Source organism: Pantoea sp. 18059 (assembly GCF_902706165.1).
In the GTDB taxonomy this organism is placed as follows: domain Bacteria; phylum Pseudomonadota; class Gammaproteobacteria; order Enterobacterales; family Enterobacteriaceae; genus Pantoea; species Pantoea agglomerans.
On the sequence record NZ_CACSJS010000006.1, the window covers coordinates 124,375 to 148,304 of the forward strand.

The 23,930-nt window shown below is 56.8% G+C and carries 22 protein-coding genes; 3 read left to right on the forward strand and 19 right to left on the reverse strand.

Annotation, left to right across the window (positions count from 1 at the left end; translation table 11 throughout):
• Positions 1-192: 192 nt before the first annotated feature.
• Complete coding sequence (locus tag GVJ63_RS16320) at positions 193-786, forward strand: YhgN family NAAT transporter (RefSeq protein ID WP_003853054.1); 594 nt, start codon at positions 193-195, stop codon at positions 784-786.
• Between the two features lie 50 nt (positions 787-836).
• On the opposite strand, the gene gntU is transcribed toward GVJ63_RS16320, so the two are convergent.
• From gntU to ggt, 5 genes are all read right to left on the reverse strand, one after another.
• Positions 837-2,177, reverse strand: a complete 1,341-nt coding sequence (gene gntU, locus GVJ63_RS16325; RefSeq protein ID WP_010253270.1) for a gluconate transporter — start codon at positions 2,175-2,177, stop codon at positions 837-839.
• Between the two features lie 2 nt (positions 2,178-2,179).
• Entirely contained in the window at positions 2,180-2,716 is a 537-nt protein-coding gene (gene gntK, locus GVJ63_RS16330; protein ID WP_022624019.1) for a gluconokinase, read from the reverse strand.
• A 140-nt stretch (positions 2,717-2,856) separates the two neighbouring features.
• The gene (gene gntR, locus GVJ63_RS16335; protein ID WP_159227122.1) at positions 2,857-3,852 is read right to left on the reverse strand and encodes a gluconate operon transcriptional repressor GntR; all 996 of its coding nucleotides are present in this window, start codon (positions 3,850-3,852) and stop codon (positions 2,857-2,859) included.
• Between the two features lie 102 nt (positions 3,853-3,954).
• Entirely contained in the window at positions 3,955-4,650 is a 696-nt protein-coding gene (locus GVJ63_RS16340; RefSeq protein ID WP_010671535.1) for a pirin family protein, read from the reverse strand.
• 1,058 nt (positions 4,651-5,708) lie between these two features.
• Positions 5,709-7,460: a gamma-glutamyltransferase gene (gene ggt / locus GVJ63_RS16345; protein WP_061704360.1), complete on the reverse strand. Its 1,752-nt coding sequence runs from the start codon at positions 7,458-7,460 to the stop codon at positions 5,709-5,711.
• A gap of 206 nt (positions 7,461-7,666) precedes the next feature.
• Here ggt and GVJ63_RS16350 point away from each other — a divergent pair, with 206 nt between their 5' ends.
• Entirely contained in the window at positions 7,667-7,960 is a 294-nt protein-coding gene (locus GVJ63_RS16350) for a DUF2756 domain-containing protein (RefSeq protein WP_010253283.1), read from the forward strand.
• Here the strand turns inward: GVJ63_RS16350 and ugpQ are convergent.
• The 10 genes from ugpQ to GVJ63_RS16400 form a co-directional block, all read right to left on the reverse strand.
• Positions 7,957-8,700 (reverse strand): glycerophosphodiester phosphodiesterase, encoded by a 744-nt coding sequence (ugpQ, locus tag GVJ63_RS16355; RefSeq protein ID WP_033780969.1) that lies wholly within the window; start codon positions 8,698-8,700, stop codon positions 7,957-7,959. The two genes, GVJ63_RS16350 and ugpQ, sit on opposite strands and share 4 nt — an antisense overlap.
• A complete protein-coding gene (locus tag GVJ63_RS16360) occupies positions 8,697-9,770 on the reverse strand; it encodes a sn-glycerol-3-phosphate import ATP-binding protein UgpC (RefSeq protein ID WP_159227123.1) in 1,074 nt (357 codons plus the stop codon). The genes ugpQ and GVJ63_RS16360 overlap by 4 nt, the downstream gene beginning before the upstream one ends.
• Position 9,771: 1 nt before the next feature.
• Positions 9,772-10,617 (reverse strand): sn-glycerol-3-phosphate ABC transporter permease UgpE, encoded by an 846-nt coding sequence (ugpE, locus tag GVJ63_RS16365; RefSeq protein ID WP_010671530.1) that lies wholly within the window; start codon positions 10,615-10,617, stop codon positions 9,772-9,774.
• Complete coding sequence (gene ugpA / locus GVJ63_RS16370) at positions 10,614-11,501, reverse strand: sn-glycerol-3-phosphate ABC transporter permease UgpA (protein WP_010253295.1); 888 nt, start codon at positions 11,499-11,501, stop codon at positions 10,614-10,616. Before ugpA ends, ugpE begins: the two co-directional genes overlap by 4 nt.
• Positions 11,502-11,555: 54 nt before the next feature.
• Positions 11,556-12,872, reverse strand: a complete 1,317-nt coding sequence (gene ugpB, locus GVJ63_RS16375) for a sn-glycerol-3-phosphate ABC transporter substrate-binding protein UgpB (protein WP_045139548.1) — start codon at positions 12,870-12,872, stop codon at positions 11,556-11,558.
• A gap of 622 nt (positions 12,873-13,494) precedes the next feature.
• Entirely contained in the window at positions 13,495-14,208 is a 714-nt protein-coding gene (gene livF / locus GVJ63_RS16380) for a high-affinity branched-chain amino acid ABC transporter ATP-binding protein LivF (RefSeq protein WP_022624013.1), read from the reverse strand.
• Position 14,209: 1 nt separating this feature from the next.
• Positions 14,210-14,977, reverse strand: a complete 768-nt coding sequence (livG, locus tag GVJ63_RS16385) for a high-affinity branched-chain amino acid ABC transporter ATP-binding protein LivG (RefSeq protein ID WP_010253302.1) — start codon at positions 14,975-14,977, stop codon at positions 14,210-14,212.
• Positions 14,974-16,245: a high-affinity branched-chain amino acid ABC transporter permease LivM gene (locus GVJ63_RS16390; RefSeq protein ID WP_010671528.1), complete on the reverse strand. Its 1,272-nt coding sequence runs from the start codon at positions 16,243-16,245 to the stop codon at positions 14,974-14,976. The genes livG and GVJ63_RS16390 overlap by 4 nt, the downstream gene beginning before the upstream one ends.
• Positions 16,242-17,168, reverse strand: coding sequence for a high-affinity branched-chain amino acid ABC transporter permease LivH (gene livH / locus GVJ63_RS16395; protein ID WP_009087789.1), 927 nt, complete (start codon positions 17,166-17,168; stop codon positions 16,242-16,244). The genes GVJ63_RS16390 and livH overlap by 4 nt, the downstream gene beginning before the upstream one ends.
• Before the next feature lie 134 nt (positions 17,169-17,302).
• Positions 17,303-18,415, reverse strand: coding sequence for a branched-chain amino acid ABC transporter substrate-binding protein (locus tag GVJ63_RS16400; protein ID WP_010253311.1), 1,113 nt, complete (start codon positions 18,413-18,415; stop codon positions 17,303-17,305).
• Between the two features lie 395 nt (positions 18,416-18,810).
• Here GVJ63_RS16400 and panM point away from each other — a divergent pair, with 395 nt between their 5' ends.
• Positions 18,811-19,206 (forward strand): aspartate 1-decarboxylase autocleavage activator PanM, encoded by a 396-nt coding sequence (gene panM / locus GVJ63_RS16405; protein ID WP_010253313.1) that lies wholly within the window; start codon positions 18,811-18,813, stop codon positions 19,204-19,206.
• Between the two features lie 59 nt (positions 19,207-19,265).
• Here the strand turns inward: panM and rpoH are convergent, their stop codons facing one another.
• The 4 genes from rpoH to ftsY all read right to left on the reverse strand — a co-directional run bounded on the left by rpoH (position 19,266) and on the right by ftsY (position 23,702).
• Entirely contained in the window at positions 19,266-20,123 is an 858-nt protein-coding gene (gene rpoH, locus GVJ63_RS16410; protein ID WP_010253314.1) for an RNA polymerase sigma factor RpoH, read from the reverse strand.
• A gap of 240 nt (positions 20,124-20,363) precedes the next feature.
• Positions 20,364-21,347: a permease-like cell division protein FtsX gene (gene ftsX, locus GVJ63_RS16415; RefSeq protein ID WP_010253316.1), complete on the reverse strand. Its 984-nt coding sequence runs from the start codon at positions 21,345-21,347 to the stop codon at positions 20,364-20,366.
• Positions 21,337-22,005, reverse strand: a complete 669-nt coding sequence (gene ftsE / locus GVJ63_RS16420) for a cell division ATP-binding protein FtsE (protein WP_010253318.1) — start codon at positions 22,003-22,005, stop codon at positions 21,337-21,339. The genes ftsX and ftsE overlap by 11 nt, the downstream gene beginning before the upstream one ends.
• A gap of 5 nt (positions 22,006-22,010) precedes the next feature.
• Positions 22,011-23,702: a signal recognition particle-docking protein FtsY gene (gene ftsY / locus GVJ63_RS16425; protein ID WP_159227124.1), complete on the reverse strand. Its 1,692-nt coding sequence runs from the start codon at positions 23,700-23,702 to the stop codon at positions 22,011-22,013.
• Positions 23,703-23,930: the final 228 nt, after the last annotated feature.

Genomic DNA, 23,930 nt, shown 5'->3' on the forward strand with positions numbered 1-23,930 from the left:
CCTGCTTTTCATTTCAGAGGAGAGAGCGGCGTGCTATTTTCACGCCGCTCTGCGTAATAATAAGATTTACCTGTGTCCCTTCACTCTACAAAATGCAGGCCGGGTAGCAAGTGAATTAATTCGATTACGCTAACTTTTTCAGCAGCGTAACTAATAATTCCGCTTTTTCGTGAACAACATGGCGTAAAACCGATGACTGAAATGATTTCAGCGACAATATTATTGTTGTTAATTATGGATCCGCTGGGCAATCTGCCGATTTTTATGTCGGTTTTAAAGCATCTGGAGCCGAAACGGCGGCGAGTGGTGCTGATCCGTGAAATGTTGATTGCTCTGATCATCATGCTGCTGTTCCTGTTTACCGGTGAACGCATCCTGGCATTTTTGAATCTACGTACTGAAACGGTGTCGATTTCCGGCGGGATCATCCTGTTTCTTATCGCCATTAAGATGATTTTCCCGTCGGCGGAAAGCAGCAGTTCTGGTTTACCGGCGGGTGAAGAGCCCTTCCTGGTGCCACTGGCGATCCCACTGGTAGCCGGGCCATCGCTGCTGGCGACGCTGATGCTGCTGTCGCATCAATATCCGCATCAGATGTCGCACCTGGTCGGCGCGCTGCTGATCGCCTGGGGCGTGACGGTGGGTATTCTGCTGATGTCAGGTCTGTTCCTGCGGCTGCTGGGCGATAAAGGCGTGAATGCGCTGGAGCGGCTGATGGGATTAATACTGATTATGCTGGCAACTCAGATGTTCCTGGACGGCATTCGGGCTTATCTGAAGCTGTAGGAGAGTGTCTGCGCTTCCCATGAAGCCAGGGAAGCGCAGAGCCGACATGATTAAGAGAGTAGTGTGAAGGCGATCATTCCGACCACCGCACCAACGGTACCGAGAATGGTTTCCATCAGTGTCCAGGTCTTCAGCGTTTCCGCTTCGCTGGCCCCGGTGAAGCGACCAAACAGCCAGAACCCAGCATCGTTCACATGGCTGATAATGATTGAGCCACCGCCGATGCAGATCGACAGCGCCGCCAGCTGAGCGCCGCTGTAGTGCAGCGGTTCAATCACCGGCATGATTAAGCCCACCGTGGTCAGACAGGCGACCGTCGCCGATCCCTGAATCACCCGCACCGCACCCGACAGGATAAAGCAGGCCAGCGCAATCGGCAGTCCTGCGCCGGTCAGCGCATTGCCCAGCACCGGACCCACGCCGGAGTCCACCAGCACCTGCTTAAACACGCCGCCCGCGCCAATCACCAGCAGGATAATCCCGGCCGGTTGCAGCGCGCTGCCACACACCTGCATTACCCGCTCTTTATCCATACCCTGACGGTAAGCCAGGCCATAAATCGCCACCAGCAGCGCCAGCAGGATTGCGGTGAAGGGATGGCCGATAAATTCCAGCCACTCATACAGGGTGGTGCCTTCGGTCGTGAAGCGTGCGCCGATGGTTTTCAGGCCAACCAGCACCAGCGGAAACAGAATCAGTGAGAGGCTGAAGCCAAACGACGGCAGCTTGCTCTCATCGACATCCGGTTGATGATCTTCCGGCGGCGCGCTGAACGAGACGTGGTTGCCAATGAAGTTGCCAAACAGGGGCCCGGCAATCAGCATGCCCGGGATCGCCGCACAGAGACCCAGCAGGATCATCCAGCCAAAATCTGCGTGCATCTGCGAAGCCAGCAGCATCGGCGCCGGTCCGGGCAGCAGGAACGCCGCCGCTGCGGCCACACCGGCAAACAGCGGGATCACCAGCTTCACCAGATTGCCGCCGGTACGCCGTGCCACCGCAAAAGCGATGCTAATCAACAGCACGACTGCCACCTCAAAAAAGAGCGGCAGCGCGCAGATCAGACCGGCAATGCCCATCGCGTAATGGGCGCGGCTCTGACCAAAGGTTTTCAGCATCCGGATGGCGATCTGATCAACTGCGCCGGTTTCATGCAGGATTTTGCCGAACATCGCGCCCAGCGCGACCACAATCGCGAGGAAGCCGAGCGTGCCGCCCATCCCCTTCTGCATGGTTTCAGCGATTTGATTCAGTGGCATGCCGGAGAACAGCCCGGCACCGATGGACACTAACATCAATGCGACGAAGGCGTGCATACGGGCCTTCATCACCAGGAAAAGCAGCAGCAGCACGGAGCCTGCTGCGGTTAAAACGAGTGTTGCGGTATTCATCTCTAACCCTGGCTGATAGCGTCCTGGATAGTCGCAACCGTAGCTGCCACCACATCGTCCAGTGAATGCGCGATATCCACCACCAGTACATCCGGCTCGTCCCGCCCTGGCTCTTCCAGCGTCGCAAACTGCGTCACCAGCATCTGCGGCTTGAAGAAGTGGCCTTTACGCGCTTTCAGGCGAGCTTCGATGGTGTCGAAGTCGCCCTTCAGGTAGACGAAACGCAGATTGTCATTTCCCTGACGCAGGATGTCGCGATAACTTTTCTTCAGGGCTGAACAGACAATGATGGAAATCGCCTGGGTGCGCTGCATAGCAAACGCGGCGTCGTTCAGTGCCTGTAACCACGGCTGGCGATCGTTGTCATCCAGCGGATGACCATCGGCCATCTTCAGGATGTTGGCGCGTGGGTGGAGAAAATCACCGTCAAGAAAGGCTGTATTCAGCTGGTGAGAGACCTGATTGGCGACGGCAGACTTTCCGCTGCCTGAAACGCCCATCAGGATAAAAACGTGATGCGACGGGGATTGCGTTGTCATTTTTCTGCTCCGGCAGGTGAGAATTTGCCAATGTTACCGATAACAATGTCGTTTCTCATTCTCCTGGCCGCTTAACAGCCTGGCAACCTTTTTACCAGGAAATGCATGAAAGTGTGAGCTGACTCATAAAAACGCCACAATCAGATGCTGCCACCTTCACTGATCTCAAAACCGACATCCAGCGGCTGGCAGGTGCTGGTTTCTCCGGCAATGCGCGCCAGCAGCAGCGCCGCGGCTTCGCGTCCCATGCGGTCGCGTGGCGTCAGCACTGTCGCCAGTTGTGGCGTGACAACCTGACTGATGTCATGGCCGTGGAAACCGGCTATCGCCATCTGAGAGGGCACCTGCAATCCCTGACGCTGGCACTCAAACATCGTGCCGACCGCCAGGTCGTCATTGGTACAGAACAGGCTATCTGTTTCAGGATAGAGACGTTGCGCCTCACGCAGCAGATCACAACCGGCGCTGAATGAAGAGGCATCTTCCATCATCACACTGCGTGGCGTCAGCCCCGCTTCGCGCATCGCGATTTCGTAACCGCGCTGCTTCTGCAGCGTACGTTCATCCAGGCGTGCGCCAAGGTAGACGGTATGACGATGACCTTTGCTGAGGATTGCCTGCGTCATCTGCCGGGCCGCTTCAACGTTATCAAAGCCTACCGCCATATCCAGGCAGGGCGTGACGCTGTCCATCACCTCAATCACCGGGATACCGGCCACTTCCAGCATGCGCAGCGTGCCTGGTGTATGGGTGCGTTCGGTGAGGATAACCCCATCAATGTTCCAGCCCAGCAGCGAGCGCAGTTGCAGCTCCTCTTTTTGCGGGTTGTAACCAAAGTGGGCGACCAGCGTCTGATAGTTGGCTTCGTCGGTGACGGCTTCGATGCCGCGCAATACGTCAGCAAAAACCTGGTTTGTGAGTGACGGCAGCAGTACGCCAATGGCGCGGCTGGTGGCGTTAGAAAGCATATCGGGGGCGCGATTGGGGATATAACCCAGCTCATCCAGTGCCACCGCAATCTTATCCCGCAGGGCAACGGAGACCTGCTCTGGATTACGCAGGTAACGGCTGACGGTCATTTTAGTAATGCCGACGCGATCGGCAACGTCCTGTAATACCGGTCTTTTCTTCTTCATCGTAGCGCCTGGGATCGCCCTTAAAGCTAAAGTACGATGAGTCTATCACTTTTCTGTCACAAAATTGCCAACCGGGCGCGACGATGCGCGCCCGTTATCTGCTTAGACCGGTGGCAGATCAAACAGCAGGACTTCTGCAGCCGAGCTGGCTTCAATGGTCAGCGCGCTTTCGTCCCAGATCGCCAGGGCGTCGCTGGTGGTGATCGCGTTGCCGTTAACGGTAACATCACCTTTCACCACCTGAATCCAGATACGACGTCCCGCATCAATCGCGACATTGTCCTGTTCGCCGGCAGCCATTACCCAGCGCGATAAGGTCATGTCCTGAAAGACTTTCAGCGATCCTTCACGGGCATCCGGGCTTAACACCAGCTGACGCCCCTGCACATCCGGGAAGCGGCGCTGATCGTAGCGCGGCTCGATACCGGTACGCTCAGGAATGATCCAGATCTGATAAAGGTGCAGCGGCTCGCTTTCGCTGGCGTTGTACTCAGAGTGACGTACGCCGGTGCCGGCGCTCATAATCTGGAACTCCCCTGCCGGGATCTGCTCTTTGTTGCCCATGCTGTCCTGATGCTCAACCGTACCGGAGAGCACGTAGGTCAGGATTTCCATATCTTTGTGAGGATGGGTACCAAATCCCTGACCGCCATCAATCACATCTTCGTTGATGACCCGCAGCGCGGAGAAACCCATAAAGTTCGCATCGTGATAGCTGGCGAAAGAGAAAGTGTGCCAGCTATCCAGCCAGCCATGGTTTGCGTGACCGCGTTCTTCAGCTTTGCGTACATAAATCATGTTCAAATCTCCTCAATGTTTTTTATAGTCTGTCCCTGAGGCGGTCTGATTGATAGCTGAAAAACTTCACGCCTCTGTTCAAAATAGTTGAATGAGCATTGAGCAGTGGCTGAAAAGCACTGAAGAAGGGCAGGCAAAAAAAAAGCCAGCGGATAAGCTGGCTAAATAATACTGGAAGCAATGTGAGCAATGTCGTGCTTTCTCAGGCTGTCGGGCGACCTCCCGAGAATGCATGACAATAATAATCATTATCATTCGCGTCTGTAAAGTCATTTTCACATTTTTTACCCTGATTAACGCGGTGAATACCTTGATGTTTAAAGGGTTTTAATGCTGTGGCGGGTTTTAAATCGCGTCACAGCGTATTTTAACTCTGATCCCCTGAATGCAAAAAAGGCCCCTTCCGGGGTAATGCTGATCAGTTAAGATTAGATTTGTAAAGGCTGTCACGGTCAAACGTGGCGGCTTTTTTTCCGGGCGGGCCTGCCGCAGGGCGGGCCTGAGCACCTCTGCTGCTGCCGGGCCGTCCTCGCGCCGCTCACGCGGTACCTTTGGCTTTGACGTCGTGCCGACGAACCGTTCGGGGATCGGCCCTCCCTGGCCGGCCCCGAACTGTCCACGCTTCCCGGCGTGGACTTCTGGCCCGCCGTCACGCCTCAGCGCTGCGGATAGCCCTTTCAGCAGCAGAGGCGCTCAGGCCTCCACTCTCGTGCCCTTTTTAACAATACACACTGAAGCTTCAGAGCAGGCCGGTGCCGGGCAGGGGCAGGCAATCCGCAGCGCTGAACAGAATGAGTCTGCCAGGAGAGCCCGCAGGACGCGGGCGAAAGGCGGGGCGGCACAGGATGTGCCATCCCCGGCGGTCCGTCAGGCAGAGGAATGACGTGAAGGAACCGCGCAGCGGCGCGAGGACCGCCAGCCCCTGCCCGGCACCAGACTGCGTTATCACCTGTCGCTTAACTGACTGGCATTACCCTTCCGGGGCCCTTTCTGATTGCTGACTCTGTCTGACACGGTTCACTGTTAAACCGTGCCTGCGCAAACAACACAGTAAAATCTCAATAACCCGCACTCAAATCATCAATGCTGCGCGGATCGGAAGCGCCATAGAGCATGCCATCCGGCCCAATCATGATGCTCTGCGTACTGCCCATCGACGGAAGTACCTTCACATGCTGACCTTTGGTTTCCAGCAGACGCAGCGTATCGGGGCTGAAGCCCTTCTCCACCCGCAGCTGATCCGGCAGCCACTGATGATGGAAACGCGGCGCATTAGTGGCTTCCGCCACGTTCATCCCGAAATCGATGCTGTTAACCACCATCTGCAACACCGTGGTGATAATGCGGCTGCCGCCAGGACTGCCGGTCACCAGCCATGTTTTGCCCTCTTTGGCGACGATGGTCGGCGACATCGATGACAACGGACGTTTCGCCGGTTGCACCGCATTCGCTTCCCCGCCGACCAGTCCATAGACATTGGGCGTGCCGGGCTTGGCTGAGAAGTCATCCATCTCGTTATTCATCAGGATGCCGCTGTTGCCCGCCACAATTCCGCTGCCGAAATAGGTGTTAAGCGTATAAGTCACCGCGACCGCATTCCCCTGCTTATCCACCACCGAGAAATGGGTAGTCTGATTGCTTTCATAAGGTTCGAGCTTGCCCGGTTTGATCTCGCTGGAAGGTCGCGCTTTCGCCACATCGATCTGCTGCGCCAGGGTCTTGGCATAGGCTTTACTGGTCAGCGCCTGCCACGGCACCTTCACGAAATCGGGATCGCCGAGATATTCCGAACGGTCCGCGTAGGCATATTTCTCCGCTTCTGCCATCACCTGCATGGCATCAGCACTGCCAAAGCCCATCTTCGCCAGATCGAAGTTCTCCAGGATATTCAGAATCTGCACGATGTGGATGCCACCGGATGACGGCGGCGGCATTGAGAAGACTTCATAGCCACGGTATGTCCCGCTAATTGGCTTACGCTCGACCGCACGATAGGCCGCCAGGTCAGCTTTGTTGATCAGGCCGCCATGTTGCGCCATCTCTCCGGCGATCTCATCCGCGATTTCACCTTTGTAAAAGGCATCCGGCCCCTGACGGGCAATCAGTTGCAGGCTGTGAGCGAGGTTCTTCTGCACCAGCCGATCGCCCTTCTGCCACGGCGTACCGTCCGGTTTGTAGAAGATCGCTTTGCTGTTGGGATGGGTGATCAGCACTTCTTTGCCGTAGGTCTTCAGGTCATCCGCCAGCGCATCGTTGACCGGAATACCGTCACGCGCCAGTTTGATCGCCGGTGCCAGCAGCGTGCTCAGCGGCAGAGTGCCATATTTCTGCGCAGCCAGCGCCAGTCCGGCCACGGTGCCCGGCGTGCCGGAGGCAAGATGTGATGTCAGCGACAACTTGCTGTCGGCGTTGCCCTGCTTATCCAGGAACATGTCACGCGACGCGTGTCCCGGGGCCATTTCACGGAAATCGATAGCCGTGGCGCGGCCAGAGGCAGTGCGCAGCAGCATAAAACCACCGCCGCCGAGATTGCCCGCCTGCGGATGGGTCACGGCCAGCGCAAAGCCTACCGCCACCGCGGCATCCACCGCATTGCCGCCCTGACGCAGGATCTCGACGCCAACCTGTGTTGCCATCGCATCCACTGACGCAACCATGCCGTGCTGCGCTTTTACCGGGTGAAAAGTGTCACTGTCCACACCGTAGGAGACCGGCGGTGCCTGCGTTGGCGCGGCGTTAGCGCCTGCCACTACGGTGAAACTCATCACCAGCGACCAGCTAAGCTGCCGCACTGTTTGCTGCATTTTCATCCTGCCACCATCCCATATTGTTATTTACATTTTTTTATCATTTCTGCAAGTGCCTACAAATACAGCAAAATAACCGGGGTTAAGTCAAATCAGGAATAGATCGGAAAGTAAGGTCTGTGATATCGGGTAAACTTATGGCTACGACCCTGATATCGGTGTACGCCGTTGTGCACCCAAAACCCTGTCGCTTTAAGGAAGGAGGAGTGATGAAAAAGTGGATGATTATTCTGGCCGCTCTGCTGCCTTTCGCCAGTCAGGCGAACACGCTGAACAGCACTAACGATCCGAATAAACCTGGCTATAACCCCAGCCAGCAGCGGATGCAGTCGCAGATGCAGACCCAGCAGCAGCAGCAACAGCTGAAGCTGCGCCAGGATCAGCAGCGTCAGACGCAGGACACGCAGCGTAAAATGCAGGAGCAGCGGAACAGCGCCCAGCAGCGGGTGATTACCACGCAGCCGGGCCAGCAGAATCAGAACCAGAATCTAAACCAGAACTAATGAAAATCGGGGCCGATGATGTCGATGGCATCAGTACAGATGGCATCGACGCCCCATTTCAGCAATTCCCGCGCCCGATCCGGGCTGTTCACGGTATAAACCAGAATCTTCAGGCCTGCGGCTTTCAGTTCGGCGACCCGCTCAGCGGTCAGCACCTTATGATTAAGATGAATTGAGACGCACGCCAGCGCAGCAGTTTTCTCCTGCCACTGCGGATCCCAGCTGTGCGACAGCAGGCCACGCGGCAACTGCGGCTCTGCCTTCATCGCGGCTTCCAGCGCCTCAAAAGAGAACGAAGAGAGCAACGGTGCGACCTGATCCTGCCACAGTATCGCGGCAGCCTGTGCCACGGCGCGTCCGGTTTCAGCATCGCTGCCGGTGGTCGGTTTGATTTCGATGTTCGCCATCATCTGATGCTGACGGCAGCGTGCCGCCACCTGATCCAGCCGCGCCAGCTTTTCACCGGTAAACGCGTTGCCAAACCAGCTGCCCGCATCAAGCTGCGACAGCTTCTCCCACGGCAGCTGACCCGCCACGCCCCAGCCGTTGCTGGTGCGATCGAGCGTGTCGTCATGCAGCAGGAAGATCTGCGCATCGGCCGATAATTTGGCATCAAATTCAATCATCTGATGACCATATTTCGCGCCAGTGTCGATCGCCGCCAGCGTATTTTCCGGTGCCAGTTTACCGCCGCCGCGATGGGCGACGATGTGGGGATAGGGCCAGTGTTGTGTGCTCATTCCAGACGCTTTCCATGGGTTGAATCGAAGAAGTGTAACGCATCTGACGGCAGATGCAGCCACAGCGTACTGCCTGGCTGCGGACGTTCACTGTGGGCTAAGCGTACCACCAGTGGCGTGTCACCGATGCGGCCATGTGCCAGATTATCAGCCCCCAGCATCTCCAGCGTATCGACCCGCAGCGGCACGCCGCCCTGCTCGCGGCTACTGAGCCGGATGTGCTCTGGCCGGATACCCAGCACCACCGGCCGGTTAGCCCATTTCGCTTTACTGTCGCTGAGCGGCAGAGCGTGCGAGGCGTCGAGATCGAAGCGTGATCCATCGCTGCTGAACTGCCCTTTCAGCAGATTCATGGCGGGCGCGCCAATAAACGAGGCAACAAACTGGCTGGCGGGACGCTCATACACCTCGACCGGCGTGCCGAGCTGCTCGACCACCCCTTTGTTCATCACCATCACCCGCTGCGCCAGCGTCATCGCCTCCACCTGATCGTGGGTGACATAGAGGCTGGTGGTCTGTAAGCGGCGATGCAGCTGCTGCAGTTCCAGCCGCATCTGCACCCGCAGACGGGCATCAAGGTTGGAGAGCGGCTCATCAAACAGAAAAACTGCCGGTTCACGCACGATCGCGCGGCCCATCGCCACGCGCTGCCGCTGTCCGCCGGAGAGTTCGCGAGGCCGACGCATCAGCAGGTGATCCAGTTCCAGACTGCGCGCCGCGTCGAGCACCCGCTGGCGGACCTGCTCTTTGCCCATGCCACGGATTTTCAGCCCATAGGCCATGTTCTCCTCCACCGACATATGGGGATAGAGCGCGTAGTTCTGGAACACCATTGCAATCCCGCGATCTTTTGGCTCTTCCTGAGTAACGCGCCGGCCGTCGATATAGATATCGCCGGAGCTGACGCGCTCCAGTCCGGCCACCATGCGCAGCAGGGTCGATTTACCGCAGCCGGATGGACCGACCATCACCATAAATTCGCCGTCATTGATGGTGACATTCAGCGGCTGGATGATCTGATTTTTGCCATCGTAGGATTTGGTTACTGCCTGAAGGGTTACGCCTGCCATCTTATTTCTCACTCTCAACCAGACCGCGCACAAAGGCACGCTGCATGACTAACACCACCACCAGCGGTGGGATCAGGGTTAATAACATTGCCGCCATCACTTCATTCCACTGGGTCGGCGATCCGCTGGAGGAGATCATGCTTTTAATCCCCGCCACCGCCGTGCCGAGGCTGGCGTCATTGATGATCAGCAGCGGCCAGAGGTACTGGTTCCAGCCGTAGATAAAGGTGATCACAAACAGCGCCGCCAGATTGGTTTTCGACAGCGGCAGAACAATGTCGATAAAGAAGCGCATCGCGCTGGCACCGTCGATACGCGCCGCCTCCACCAGCTCATCCGGCAGCGACATAAAGAACTGGCGGAACAGGAAGGTGGCGGTTGCCGAGGCCATCAGCGGCAGGGTTAATCCGCTGTAGCTGTCGAGCAGGTTGAGATCGGCAATCACCTGTACTGTCGGGAAGATACGCACCTCAACCGGCAGCATCAGGGTGATGAAGATCAGCCAGAAAAAGAGCGTGCGCAGCGGAAAACGAAACCAGACCAGCGCAAACGCCGACAGCATCGACACCGTGATTTTGCCGAAGGTGATGCCCAGCGCCATGATCATGCTGTTGAGCAGCATCAGGCCAAACGCCGGCCCGTTGCCGTTGACGCCATGCGTCCAGATGCGCGAGATGTTCTCCCACAGGTGCGTGCCGGGCACCAGCGTCATCGGCACCTGATAGACCGCTTCGTTATCCAGCGTCGCCGCCACAAAGGCGACATAGAGCGGAAACAGGATGGTGAGCACGCCCAGCACCAGCACGATGTGGCTGAAGAGATCCAGCCCGCGTCGATTCTCAATCATTGGTATTGCACCTTACGTTCAACAAAGCGGAACTGAAGCACCGTCAGCCCGATGACCAGCAGCATCAGCACCACCGACTGCGCAGCGGACGAGGAGAGATCCAGACCGGTAAAGCCTTCGCGATAGATTTTGTAGATCAGCGTGGTGGTCGCCTGCACCGGCCCGCCGCCGGTGGCGGCATCGATCACCGGGAAGGTATCGAAGAAGGCGTAGATCAGATTCACCACCAGCAGGAAGAAGCTGACCGGCGTAATCAGCGGCAGCGAGAGGTTGAAGAAGCGACGCACCGGTCCGGCACCGTCAATGGCGGCGGCTTCCACCAGCGATTTGGGGATCGATTGCAGCGCAGCGAAGAAGAACAGGAAGTTGTAGCTCATCTGCTGCCAGATTGATGCCAGCACAATCAGGAACATCGCCTGACCGCTGTTTTGCGCGTAGTTCCAGTTGTAGCCGATGTGGTTCAGCAGATAGCTGAACAGGCCCAGGCCCGGATTAAACAGGAACATCCACAGTACCGCGGCCACGACAGGCGCAACGGCGTAGGGCAGCAGCAACAGCGTCTGATAGAGACGGCGCAGCCGCACCACATAATCCACCAGCGCCGCCAGCAGCAGCGAGAAGACCATGCCGAACACCGTGACCATGCCGCTGAATTTTATGGTGGTCCAGAACGAATCCAGATAGTAAGGATCGGCAAACAGGCGTCTGAAATTTTCCAGCCCGACAAAGCTGCTGGAGATGCCAAAGGGATCGAGGCTTTGCAGCGAGTACCACAGCGCTTCACCGGCAGGCCAGAGAAAGAAGATGGCGGTAATCAGCAGTTGCGGCAGCACCAGAAGATAGGGCAAAAGACTGGTGCGAAAGACCGGACGAGATGAAGACATGGCATACCTGGCGTCAGAGAGAGGGGCCAGCCTGAGCTGGCCCGCAAGGAGAGATTACTTCACCTGCTGCTGGAAGCGGCGCAGCAACTCATTACCGCGTTTCACTGCGTTATCCATCGCGTTCTGCGGCGACTGCTTGCCGGTCCAGACGCTTTCCAGCTCTTCGTCGATCACGGTACGAATCTGCGGCATATTGCCCAGACGCATGCCTTTGGTGAACGGCAGTGGCGGCTTGTTCATCATCTGACGGGTGGCGATATCCGCACCCGGATTCTTATCGTAGAAGCCCTGCTGCTTAGTCAGCTCGTAGGCGGCGGTGGTAATCGGCAGATAACCCGTTTTCTGGTGCCATTCCGCTGCGATTTCTGGTTTAGCGAGGAACTGCATAAACTCAGCCACGCCTTTGTAGGTTGTCGCATCTTTGCCTTTCATCACCCACAGGCTGGCACCGCCGATCAGGGCGTTCTGCGGCGCATTCGGCACGGTCTCGTCATACGGCATCATGCCAACGCCGAAGTTGAATTTGGCGTAATGACGGATATCAGCCAGCGAACCGGATGAGGCGGTGGTGATGCCGCAGTCGCCGTTGTAGAACTTGGCGGTGGACTCATCTTTGCGGCCAAAGTAGGTGAAGTCCCCTTTCTTGTTCATCGCTTCCAGCAGCTCGATATGACGAACCAGTACCGGCTTGTTGAACTCCAGCACGGCGTCGAGTCCGTCAAACCCGTTGTTTTTGGTCGCTACCGGCAGAGCGTGCCAGGCGCTAAAGTTTTCAATCTGGATCCAGCCCTGCCAGCCGCTGGCGTAGCCACAGCTCATGCCCGATTTGCGCAGGGCAGCGGCATCCATCGCCAGCTCCTGCCAGGTTTTCGGTGGTTGATCCGGGTTCAGACCCGCTTTTTTAAAGGCATCTTTGTTGTAGTAGAGCACTGGCGTCGAACTATTGAACGGCTGAGAGATCAGCTGACCTTTGCTGTCGCTGTAGTAGCCCGCCACCGTTGGCACGAACTGCTTTTCATCAAAGGGGATACCGGCGTCTTTGAAGACCTGATGCACCGGCACAATCGCCTGCGAGGCCATCATGGTCGCCGTACCGACTTCATAAACCTGCAGCACCGCAGGGGCTTTGCCACTGCGCACTGCCGCAATCCCTGCTGCCAGGCTCTGCTCGTAGTTACCTTTGTAGGTCGGAACAATTTTGTAATCGGGATGCGTCTGGTTAAAACGCTGTGCCAGCGAATCCACTTCTTTGCCTAGCTCGCCTTCCATAGAGTGCCAGAAAGGGATCTCAGTGGCGGCCATGGCATGGCTGCTGAGCGTCAGACCGAGCAGCACGCTCATCAGGCTACGACGAAAGGTAACGACGGACATAGAATTTTCCTGTGCAGGTAAATACGCGTGAAATCACGGATTTCTGTTTCGCGAAGTAACATGACACGGGGAAATGAAGGATTAATAACAGAAAGATGACAGCCGGGTGACAGACTGAATAGCGGAAAAGGCAGAGCGACTAACTGCAGCTGAGCTTGTTGACAAAGTCTGGCCTGGTTGCTGTAAGACTGAGCCCTGCACAGAGAACACGGTCAGATCGGAAAGACGCAAAATCCGTCATCCATGACATGCTCGGCCCGCGCCGTCCATGGCGCGGGACGCTTTCCTCCTCTGCCCGTGTTCCCTGTGCGTTGAGTTTGTTCGTTGCAGCCAAATTCACCCTGATTTGGGTTTTCAGCAATCTGAGCGGCTATACACCATTACAAAGTCGAGTTAATTTACATAAATTGTAACGGATACTGGCAATGACAGCACTTGTCCCTGCTTTTTAAGGGCAAACTCAAAGCCCGTTGGCGGCAACACCCACACCGATGCTCAAGGCCGTCGGCGGCGCAGGCAGTTCGGCACCGGCCAGCGCGCAGTAACCGGAGCGTATATATATACGTGAGGATTACGAGCACTGCCCGGTGTCGAAATGGCAAGTAAGCCAGGCCGTGCCCCATCAGGCACCTAAGTAAGCACTGCGGACGGCTTCGTTGGAAAGGAGAGCTGCACCTGTGTCTTCGAGCACCACATGCCCGTTCTCCAGCACATAACCCCGATCCGCCAGCTTCAGCGCCTGATTAGCATTCTGCTCCACCAGGAAAATCGTCATCCCCTCGCTGCGCAGCTGCTCAATGGTGTCGAAGATCTGCTGAATAATGATCGGTGCCAGTCCCAGCGACGGTTCGTCCAGCAACAGCAGGCGCGGCTGGCTCATCAGCGCACGGCCAATCGCCAGCATCTGCTGTTCGCCGCCCGACATCGTCCCGGCGCGCTGGATTTTACGCTCCTCCAGCCGCGGGAAGAGTTCATAAACGCGCTTGATCCGCGTCAGATAGTCCGGACGGCTGGCAAAAAAGCCCCCCATCGCCAGGTTCTCTTCTACCGTCATGCGCGAAAAGACCCGCCGGCCTTCCGGCACGATGGCGATCGCTTCACGCATAATGCGTGAGGTTTGCCAGTCGGTAATGGTTTTGCCATCAAAGGTAATGGTGCCCTGCGTCGCGCGCGGTTCGCCGCATAGCGTACCCAGCAGCGTGGTTTTTCCGGCACCGTTAGCGCCAATCAGGGTGACGATTTCGCCCTGATTGATATAGAGGCTGACGTTGTGCAGCGCCTGAATTTTGCCGTAATGGGCGCTGACGTTCTCAATGGTTAACATCGCATTTGCCATCTCAGGCCTCTCCTAAATAGGCACGAATGACATCCGGGTTATTACGAATCTCTTCCGGCGTTCCGTTAGCCAGCGGCGTTCCCTGATTGACCACATAAATACGGTCAGAAATCCCCATCACCAGCTTCATATCATGTTCAATCAGCAGCACCGACACCTTATGTTCTCCACGCAGCTCCGCAATCAGCGCGTCCAGCTCGTGCGTCTCTTTGGGATTAAGGCCCGCCGCCGGTTCATCCAGCATCAGGATCTCCGGGCGCGTCACCATACAGCGCGCAATCTCCAGCCGACGCTGCTGACCATAGGCCAGATTGCCCGCCTGACGGTTAGCCAGATCCAGCAGCCCCACCCGCTCCAGCCAGGTCGCCGCACGATCCAGCGCCTCGCTCTCACTGCGGCGAAACGCCGGGGTTTTCAGCAGACCGGAAAATACGCCGCTTTTCAGATGCTGATGCTGCGCCACCAGCAGGTTCTCAATGACCGTCATCTCACGGAACAGACGCACATGCTGGAACGTCCGCACGATGCCCATCCGCGCAATCTTCTGGCCCGGCAACCCTTCCAGATGCTGCTCACGCAATGTGATCGTCCCGCCGGTTGGCTTGTAAAAGCCGGTCAGGCAGTTGAACACGGTGGTTTTACCGGCACCGTTGGGGCCAATCAGCGAAACGATCTCCTGCGGACGCAGCTCCAGCGCCACATTGTTCACGGCTAACAGCCCGCCGAAGCGCATCATCAGGCCTTCAACGGCTAATAAAGGCTGAATCATGCCTGCTCTCCTTGTTTACCGGTTCTGAGCTTCAGATGCGGACGCTTCATCGGCAACAGGCCCTGCGGACGCCAGATCATCATCAGCACCATCAGGCCACCCAGCACCAGCATGCTGTACTCATTGAGATCGCGCATCAGCTCGCGTGACACCACCAGAAGGATGGCGGCCAGAATCACCGCAAACTGCGACCCCATCCCGCCCAGCACGACAATCGCCAGCACAAAGGCGGATTCGACAAAGGTAAAGGATTCCGGGCTGACAAAGCCCTGACGTGCCGCGAACAGGCTGCCGGCAAAACCGGCAAACGCGGCACTGATGGTAAAGGCGGTCAGCTTGATGCGGGTCGGACTGAGGCCCAGTGAACGACAGGCAATCTCATCCTCGCGCAGGGCTTCCCAGGCTCGGCCCAGCGGCATCCGCAGCAGCCGGTTGATCACAAACAGCGTCAGCACCACCAGCAGCAGCGCCACCAGGTAGAGGAAGATAATGCGGTCGCTGGGATCGTACTTCAGCCCAAAGAAGTTATGGAAGGTATCCCAGCCGCCTTCACGCGGCGTACGACCAAACTCCAGACCAAACAGCGTCGGTTTCGGGATCTGGCTGATGCCATTCGGCCCGCCGGTCAGGGCGGTATTGTTCAGCAGCAGAATACGCACGATCTCACCGAAGCCCAGCGTCACTATCGCCAGATAGTCGCCGCGCAGTCGCAGCACCGGGAAGCCCAGCAGCAGACCAAACAGCGCGGCAACTATGCCGGAGAGCGGCAGGCACTGCCAGAAGCCGAGACCGTAATAGTGGTTCAGCAGCGCAAAGGTGTAGGCACCGATGGCGTAAAAGCCACCATAACCCAGCACCAGCAGGCCAGAGAGGCCGACCACCACGTTTAAGCCCAGACCGAGCATCACGTAGATCAGCGTCATGGTGGCGATATCGACGGTGCCGCGTGACACCAGGAATGGCCAGGCAACGGCGGCGATAATCAGTACTGCCATCACCAGCTTCTGCTTCGGCGTCGAGCCATCCAGACCCGGTAACACCAGCGCTGGACCGGAAATTTTCTTCAGGCCGCTTTGCCATACCGGACGCAGCAGCTGAAACAGAAACACCACCGCACAGCCTGTGGCGATCCAGTTCCAGCGCACGCTACCGGCGTTCTGCACCACCAGATTAGTGCCGTCCAGATTCAGGCGCAGCCCCATAAAGAAGGTGGCGAGCACCAGCAGCATCACCGAGGAGATCAGGGCATTGATCAAGGAAGTCTTCATACTTTTTCGACCTCCGGGCGACCCAGAATCCCGGTCGGCATCACCAGCAGCACCACAATCAGCAGGGCAAACGAGACCACATCTTTATATTCCGTACTGAGATAGGCCGAGGTCAGCGCCTCGGCGATGCCCAGCACCAGACCACCAATCATCGCGCCCGGAATACTGCCAATCCCGCCCAGCACAGCGGCAGTGAACGCTTTCATGCCTGCCATAAAGCCGATGAAGGGGTTGATTGAACCGTAGAACTGTCCCAGCAATACGCCCGCCACCGCGGCCATCGCGGCACCGATGACAAAGGTCAGCGAGATCACGCGATCCGTATTAATTCCCAGCAGGCTGGCCATTTTCAGGTCTTCTGCGCAGGCGCGGCAGGCGCGGCCCATGCGTGAGTAGCGGATAAAGGTGGTCAGCGCCAGCATCGCCAGGAACGTCACCACCCAGATCACTATCTGCATGGTAGAAATCGTGGCGGCAAAGCCGTTGCTCTCGCCTACCGTCCACTGTCCGGTAATCAGACTCGGCAGCGCCAGGTCGCGTGAACCCTGCGTCAGGCTGACGTAGTTTTGCAGGAATATCGACATCCCGATGGCGGAGATCAGCGCAATCAGGCGCTTGGACGAGCGCACAGGCCGGTAGGCGACGCGCTCAATGCTCCAGCCGTAGGCGCTGGAGATAATTACCGCCATCACAAAGCCGGCCGCAATCATCAGCCAGGTGGTGTCGATGCCCATCATCATCAGGGCGGCAATCACGATAAAGGAGACATAGCTACCGATCATGTAGACCTCGCCGTGGGCGAAGTTGATCATGCCGATAATGCCGTAAACCATGGTGTAACCGATGGCGATCAGCGCGTAGGTGCTGCCCAGGGTCACACCGTTAAACATCTGCTGAATAAAATAGAGAAACTGCTCGGACATACCTTGACCCTTACTTAACCGATCATGGGCGATCGGGGTACAAAAAACGCCTGGCAGACCAGCACCAGGCGTTCGTGTCGCTGGTCAGGGGAAACCGGTTAACCGGTCTCCCGCTCACCACAAAACAGCCTGGTTTACTTCACAGCAGTCGAGGTGCCATCGGCATGCCATTTAAAGACGCCGAATTCAAAGCCCTTAAGGTCACCCTTCTCATCCCAGTTAAGGTTGCCCATCACGGTTGGCACCGCGGCACCTTCCTTGAGGTTTTTCACGATAGCGTCCGGCTCAGCGCTCTTGCTGCGCTCCATACCGGTTGCCAGCGACTGCAGTGCGGCATAGGTGGTCCAGACGAACGGTCCGGTCGGATCCAGTTTCTTCGCTTTCAGCGCTTCCACGATCGGTTTGTTGGTTTCAACCTGGTCATAGCGTTTTGGCAGGGTCACCAGCATGCCTTCAGAAGCGGCACCGGCGATGTTGGACAGCGAGGCGTTACCCACGCCTTCCGGTCCCATAAACTGGGTTTTCAGGCCCGCAGCACGTGCCTGACGCACGATCTGGCCCATTTCCGGGTAGTAACCGCCGAAATAGACGAAATCGACGTTCTCTTTCTTGAAGCGCGCGACCAGCGTAGAGAAATCTTTATCGCCAGCGGTGATACCTTCAAACATCACGATATTAGCGCCCTGCTTTTTCAGGCTCTCCTGTACGGAGCGCGCCAGGCCTTCGCCATACTGCTGTTTGTCATGCACTACGGCGATGCGCTGCGGTTTAAGCTCGCTCATCACATATTTCGCGGCGGTCGGACCCTGATCGGAGTCGAGACCGGTGGTGCGCATAATCAGTTTATAGCCGCGGGAAGTCAGGTCAGGGGCGGTCGCCGCCGGGGTAATCATCAGCACACCTTCATCTTCATAGATGTCAGAAGCGGGCTGGGTGGATGAAGAGCAGAGATGGCCGATCACGTAGCGGATGCCGTCGTTAATCACCTTGTTCGCTACCGCAACCGCCTGTTTCGGGTCACAGGCGTCGTCATATTTCACCGCAACCAGTTTGTTGCCGTTAACACCGCCTTTGGCGTTGATATCTTCAATTGCCTGAGTCGCACCGGCGAATTGCATGTCGCCGTACTGCGCCACCGGGCCAGACATTGCGCCAACAATCGCCACTTTGATATCTTCAGCCAGCGCCGCATGGCTCATCGCCAGTGCTACACATCCCGCCAGTAATGCGCGACCTTTCATTTTCATCCTGACTACCCCATTTGTTTTGTCGTGTATGTTGTGAGTGTTTGTGCTGTCAGATAAAGTCGAAAACTGATTAAGCATGAATGAGTTAGCGTACTTTTCTGACATTTTTTATTAATAAGGCTTTATTTTTCAGGTTATTAAACAGGAAGTTTCTTCTGTAAATCAACTGACATATTCAGAATTGACTGAGTGAAACAGCATAATACACTGGAGGCAACGGCCGGTTTTTCACCGCTTTGCCAGCGCGTTATGCTGGATTGATCGCACGCTCTCCCTGTTTACAACTATCATCCTGGCATCCCGACCATCTTTTGACCTGTTTTATTGATGAAAATGTGGTAGCACTCTGGTTGTACATTTTCGCTGCACTTTCCCCTGTTACAGAGGTTTTTGTTATGAAGCTCACTATTCAGCGTTTAACCACGCTGACCGCGCAGGACCGCATTGATCTTGGCAAAGTCTGGCCGGATCTGGAGATTGAACAACTGGAGCAGCAGCTGGATGAGCGCCATCGTCTCTATGCTGCCCGTTTTAACGACCGGCTACTGGCGGGTTTGCAGCTGGAAATCGCCGGGATCCACGGCAAAGTTCACCGGCTGTCGGTGCGGGATGTCACGCGCCGACGCGGGGTGGGACAATATTTACTGGAAGAGACGATCAGGCAGAATGGGTCGATAGCGGACTGGTGGATTGCCGATGATGGCAGTGACGATCAGCAGGTGCGGGCAGCCTTTATGCAGGCGTGTGGCTTCAGGGCGCAGAGTGATGGCTGGATAATGGCGGTAGAATAGTCAGGCGCAGAAAAACAAAAAGGGCGACATAAAGTCGCCCCTTAAGATGTCGAAGTGCGTTACGCTTCGATCGCCATACGCAGTTTCTTCATGGCGTTCTTTTCCAGCTGCCGGACACGTTCGGCTGACACGCCGTACTGATCGGCCAGCTCCTGCAGCGTGGTTTTATTGTCTTCGTCCAGCCAGCGGGCGCGAATGATGTGCTGACTACGCTCATCCAGACCTTCCATCGCATAGCTCAGCTTGTCAGCCGCATGCGCATCCCAGTTATCCTCTTCAATGCCGTCAGCAAAGTCAGAGGTTTTATCCTGAAGATAAAGCACGGGTGCCATAGATCGGCCTTCGCTGCTCTCGTCGTCGGCAGACATATCAAAGGTCATATCCTGCGCGGCCATACGCGATTCCATTTCACGCACATCTTTGCTGCTTACGCCCAGCTCACGCGCAACCATCTCGACTTCGTCCTGATTGAACCAGCCCAGACGCTGCTTGGTTTTACGCAGGTTAAAGAACAGCTTACGCTGTGCTTTGGTGGTCGCGACTTTCACGATACGCCAGTTACGCAGCACGTATTCGTGAATCTCCGCTTTAATCCAGTGCACGGCAAACGAAACCAGACGCACGCCCACTTCTGGGTTGAAGCGACGTACCGCTTTCATCAGGCCGATATTGCCTTCCTGGACCAGGTCAGCCTGTGGCAGACCGTAGCCGGAGTAATTACGAGCGATATGAACTACAAAGCGTAGGTGAGACAGGATCAGCGTCTTTGCCGCATCCAGATCGCCCTGGTAATGCAGCCGTTCAGCCAACGCTTTTTCCTCTTCTGCCGAGAGCATCGGCCAGGTATTCGCAGCCCGGACGTAAGACTCCAGGTTGCCAAGAGGAGCAATAGCTAAAGTTTGCATTTCTTTGGTCATTCAAACCCTCACAAATTCAGTGGAATTGCCGCACATTTCCCTGCGCAGACGATACATTACGTCAACGTCGCGCGAAATCCGAAAGCAATCTGTGCTACTTAGAGTGGTAAAGTTATCCACAAGTTCAATTATAGCGGTGAATATTTTACACACAGATGACAGGAAAGGAAGAGGGGAAATATCCTCTGCACCCACCATCGGTAGCAGAGGACCATTATAACAAAAAAATGTTGCAGGCGTTTACTGCGGCGTAAATCGACGTAAATGTTGTACCGTTGCCAGCCACGCAGCCACCCAGCCGATGATCGCCGCAATCAGTAACAGCAGCAGCGCCTCATCCCACGAGAAGCCTTCCAGCGAGAAGGTGGTACCAAATACCGTCGCCACACTGGCAACAACGGACTGCAGACGCAGCACCAGCACTTCCGACAGCAGCAGCGACAGCACTGCCCCGCTGAAGCCCAGCAGCGCCCCGCCATAGAGGAACGGACGCAGGATAAAGCCGTCAGTGGCACCAATCAGCTTCTGCACGTTAATGGTGTCGCGTCGGGCAAAGATGCTGAGCCGGACGCTGTTACCGATCACCAGGAACACCGCCACGATCATCAGCACGCCAATCATTGAGGCGATCTGCCCCACCAGCCCGGTCAGCGCCGCCAGCCGCGCAAACCAGCTATCATCCATCCGCACTTCATCCACGCCCTGCACTTTAGTTACCCGATCGCGCAGGCTTTGCATGGTGTCTGAGTTCTGGAAATTGAGCTTAGGCGTGATGATGGCCACCGCAGGCAGCGGATTCTGCTCCAGCATATCCATTGCGCCGCCAAAGCCTGACCAGTTGCGGAACTCGTTCAGCGCCTCTTCCCGCGTCAGGTAGTTGACGTTATCCACGCCTTCGACCTGCTTGAGCTGCGCCACCACGTTTTCTGCCGCCGTGTCATCCAGCGTTTTGGAGAGATAAACGGTTAACTGCGGCGCCGGATACCACTGCGTTGCCGCCTGGCTGACGTTTTTCCATACCATGTAGCAGACGCTGGGCAGCGTCAGTGAAATGGCGATGACCATCACCGTCAGCAGGGTTGCCAGCGGCTGACGCCACATATCAGAAAGCGTACCGCGCAGCGCATAGCGCCACTGCTCCTGCCAGCCGCCTTTCAGCGCTTTGCTCTTCGACTGCTGCTTCGCTTTCGGCGCAGCCGGACGTTTAATACGTTTATTGACCATCGTGGCCTCCGTGCAGACGTCCCTGATTCAGCGTCATCATCCGGTAGTTGCGTCGGGCGATAAGACCGCTGTCATGCGTCGCCATCAGGACGGTGACGCCGACGCGGTTAAACTCTTCGAACAGGCGCAGAATATCTTCTGACAGCGCGTCGTCAAGGTTACCGGTCGGTTCATCGGCCAGCAGCACGGCTGGCTTGTTCACCACCGCACGGGCGATGCCCACACGCTGCTGTTCACCGCCAGAAAGCTGAATCGGATAACTTTTCGCTTTGTCGAGCAGACCCACTTTATCCAGTGCCGCCGAAACGCGACGACGAATGTCTTCGCCGCTGGCACCGGAGATAATCAGCGGGATCGCCACATTTTCATAAACCGAACGATCCATCAGCAGGTGGTGATCCTGGAAAATCATGCCGATCTGACGACGCAGGAAAGGCACCTCGCTGTTACGCAGGCGGGAAATGTCATGGCCGCTGAACCAGATTTTTCCGGCACTCGGGCGCTCAATGCCACAAATCAGCTTCAGCAAGGTACTTTTACCGGCACCGGAGTGGCCGGTCAGAAACGCCATTTCGCCGGGACGCAGACGGAAATCTACCCCCTGCAGCGCCTGACGTCCGCCGAGATATGCCTTACTGACCTCTTCAAAGCGAATCATCCTAATTAGTCCTCTCGGGCAAACAGTGCCTCAATAAAATCTTCTGCCTTAAACGGCCGTAAATCTTCAATGCCTTCACCGACGCCGATGTAGCGAATCGGAATACCGAACTGATCGGCCACCGAGAAGATCACGCCGCCTTTGGCGGTGCCATCCAGCTTGGTGAGCGCAATCCCGGTCACGCCAACGGCTTCGTTAAACAGTCGGGCCTGGCTGACCGCATTCTGTCCGGTGCTGGCATCCAGCGTCAGCATCACTTCGTGTGGCGCTGAATCATCCAGTTTCTTCATCACGCGGGTGATTTTTTTCAGCTCTTCCATCAGGTGCGATTTGTTCTGCAGACGACCCGCGGTATCGGCAATCAGCACGTCAACGCCACGCGATTTAGCCGCCTGAATAGCATCGAAGATCACCGAAGCGGAATCTGCACCGGTGTGCTGAGCAATCACCGGAATGTTATTGCGCTGGCCCCACACCTGCAGCTGCTCAACAGCCGCGGCGCGGAAGGTATCACCAGCCGCTAACATCACGGATTTGCCTTCAGCCTGATACTGGCGCGCCAGTTTACCGATGGTGGTGGTTTTACCTACACCATTGACGCCAACCATCAGGATCACAAACGGCGTTTTGCCTGAGACGTCCAGTGGCGCGTCCACTTTCGCCAGAATCGAGGCCATCTCCGCTTTCAGCAGGCCGAAGAGCGCTTCCGCGTCACGCAGCTGCTTGCGGTTTGCCTGCTGGGTCAGATGCGTGATGATGCGGCGAGTGGTATCCACACCCACATCCGCAATCAGCAGTTGCTCTTCCAGCTCGTCAAACAGCTCATCATCAATCTTTTTGCCACGGAACAGGCTGATAAAACCGGAACCGAGGTTCTGACGGGTTTTCACCAGGCTGCGCTTCAGGCGGGCAAAGAAGCCCTCTTTGCTGGGACGCTCCTGCTCCTGCACGATGAGTGGCGCGGCGGCCAGCGGGAGATCGCTGACGGTATCGGATAATGTCTCTGCCGGTTCCGCGTCGGTGACTTCGGCTTCGCCCAGTGCCAGTGCGGTCAGCTCTTCTTCGGTGAGCGGTGCTTCCGCTTCACTGTCCGGGGTTTCAACGATCGCAGCTTCGTCCGGCGTCAGCGCTTCATCGCTTAACGGCGCTTCGGTTTCGCTGTGCGGGGTTTCAACGATCCCGGCGTCATCCAGCGCCAGCGCGGTCAGCTCTTCTTCGCTTAATGGCGCGTCCGCTTCGCTGTCCGGGGTTTCAACGATCGGGACGTCGCCCAGCGCCAGTGCGGTCAGCTCTTCTTCGCTTAACGGCGCATCGGCGGGTTCCGCATCAACGGCTGGCTTTACCACGTCGTCGGCGTCAATAACCGGCGTCGCGTCATGTTCAGGTGCGGCGATTTCCAGTAGCGCTTCAGGATCGGCCTCAATCGGCGCAGCTTCATCCAGCACCATGGGTGCTGACTCATGCGGCGCTGCCGCGGTGGCTTCCGCCTCACGCTGCTGCCCGGCCACCGTTTCGGTGATAACGACAGTCTCTTCCGCTTGCGCTTCAGCCTGGCTTAATGCCGGGGCGTCCTGTTCTGCCTGCTGCTCTGCGGGTTCTGCGACCTCTTGTGTCTGCTCCTCCGCTACAGGTTGTTTCTCTTCCTCTTTGCCAAATCCCAGCCAGGAAAAAAAGCCACGTTTTTTCTCTTTTGCCATTGTGTGACGACACTCCTCGATGGCTTTGTCCCGGTCGCGCGTGGTTTCCAGGGGTAAATCAATGAAAGTTGGTCAGCGCCAGACCGGCGTAAACCGCAGAATAATGCATGACTTCAGCAACTCAGTAGTCTAACACTTTCCAGCCAGCTCACCACAGCACCCTTTTTTAACGTTTCTTCTCACCGATTCGCCCGTTAAACTACGCAACAAATTATGACGAGTTGTGAG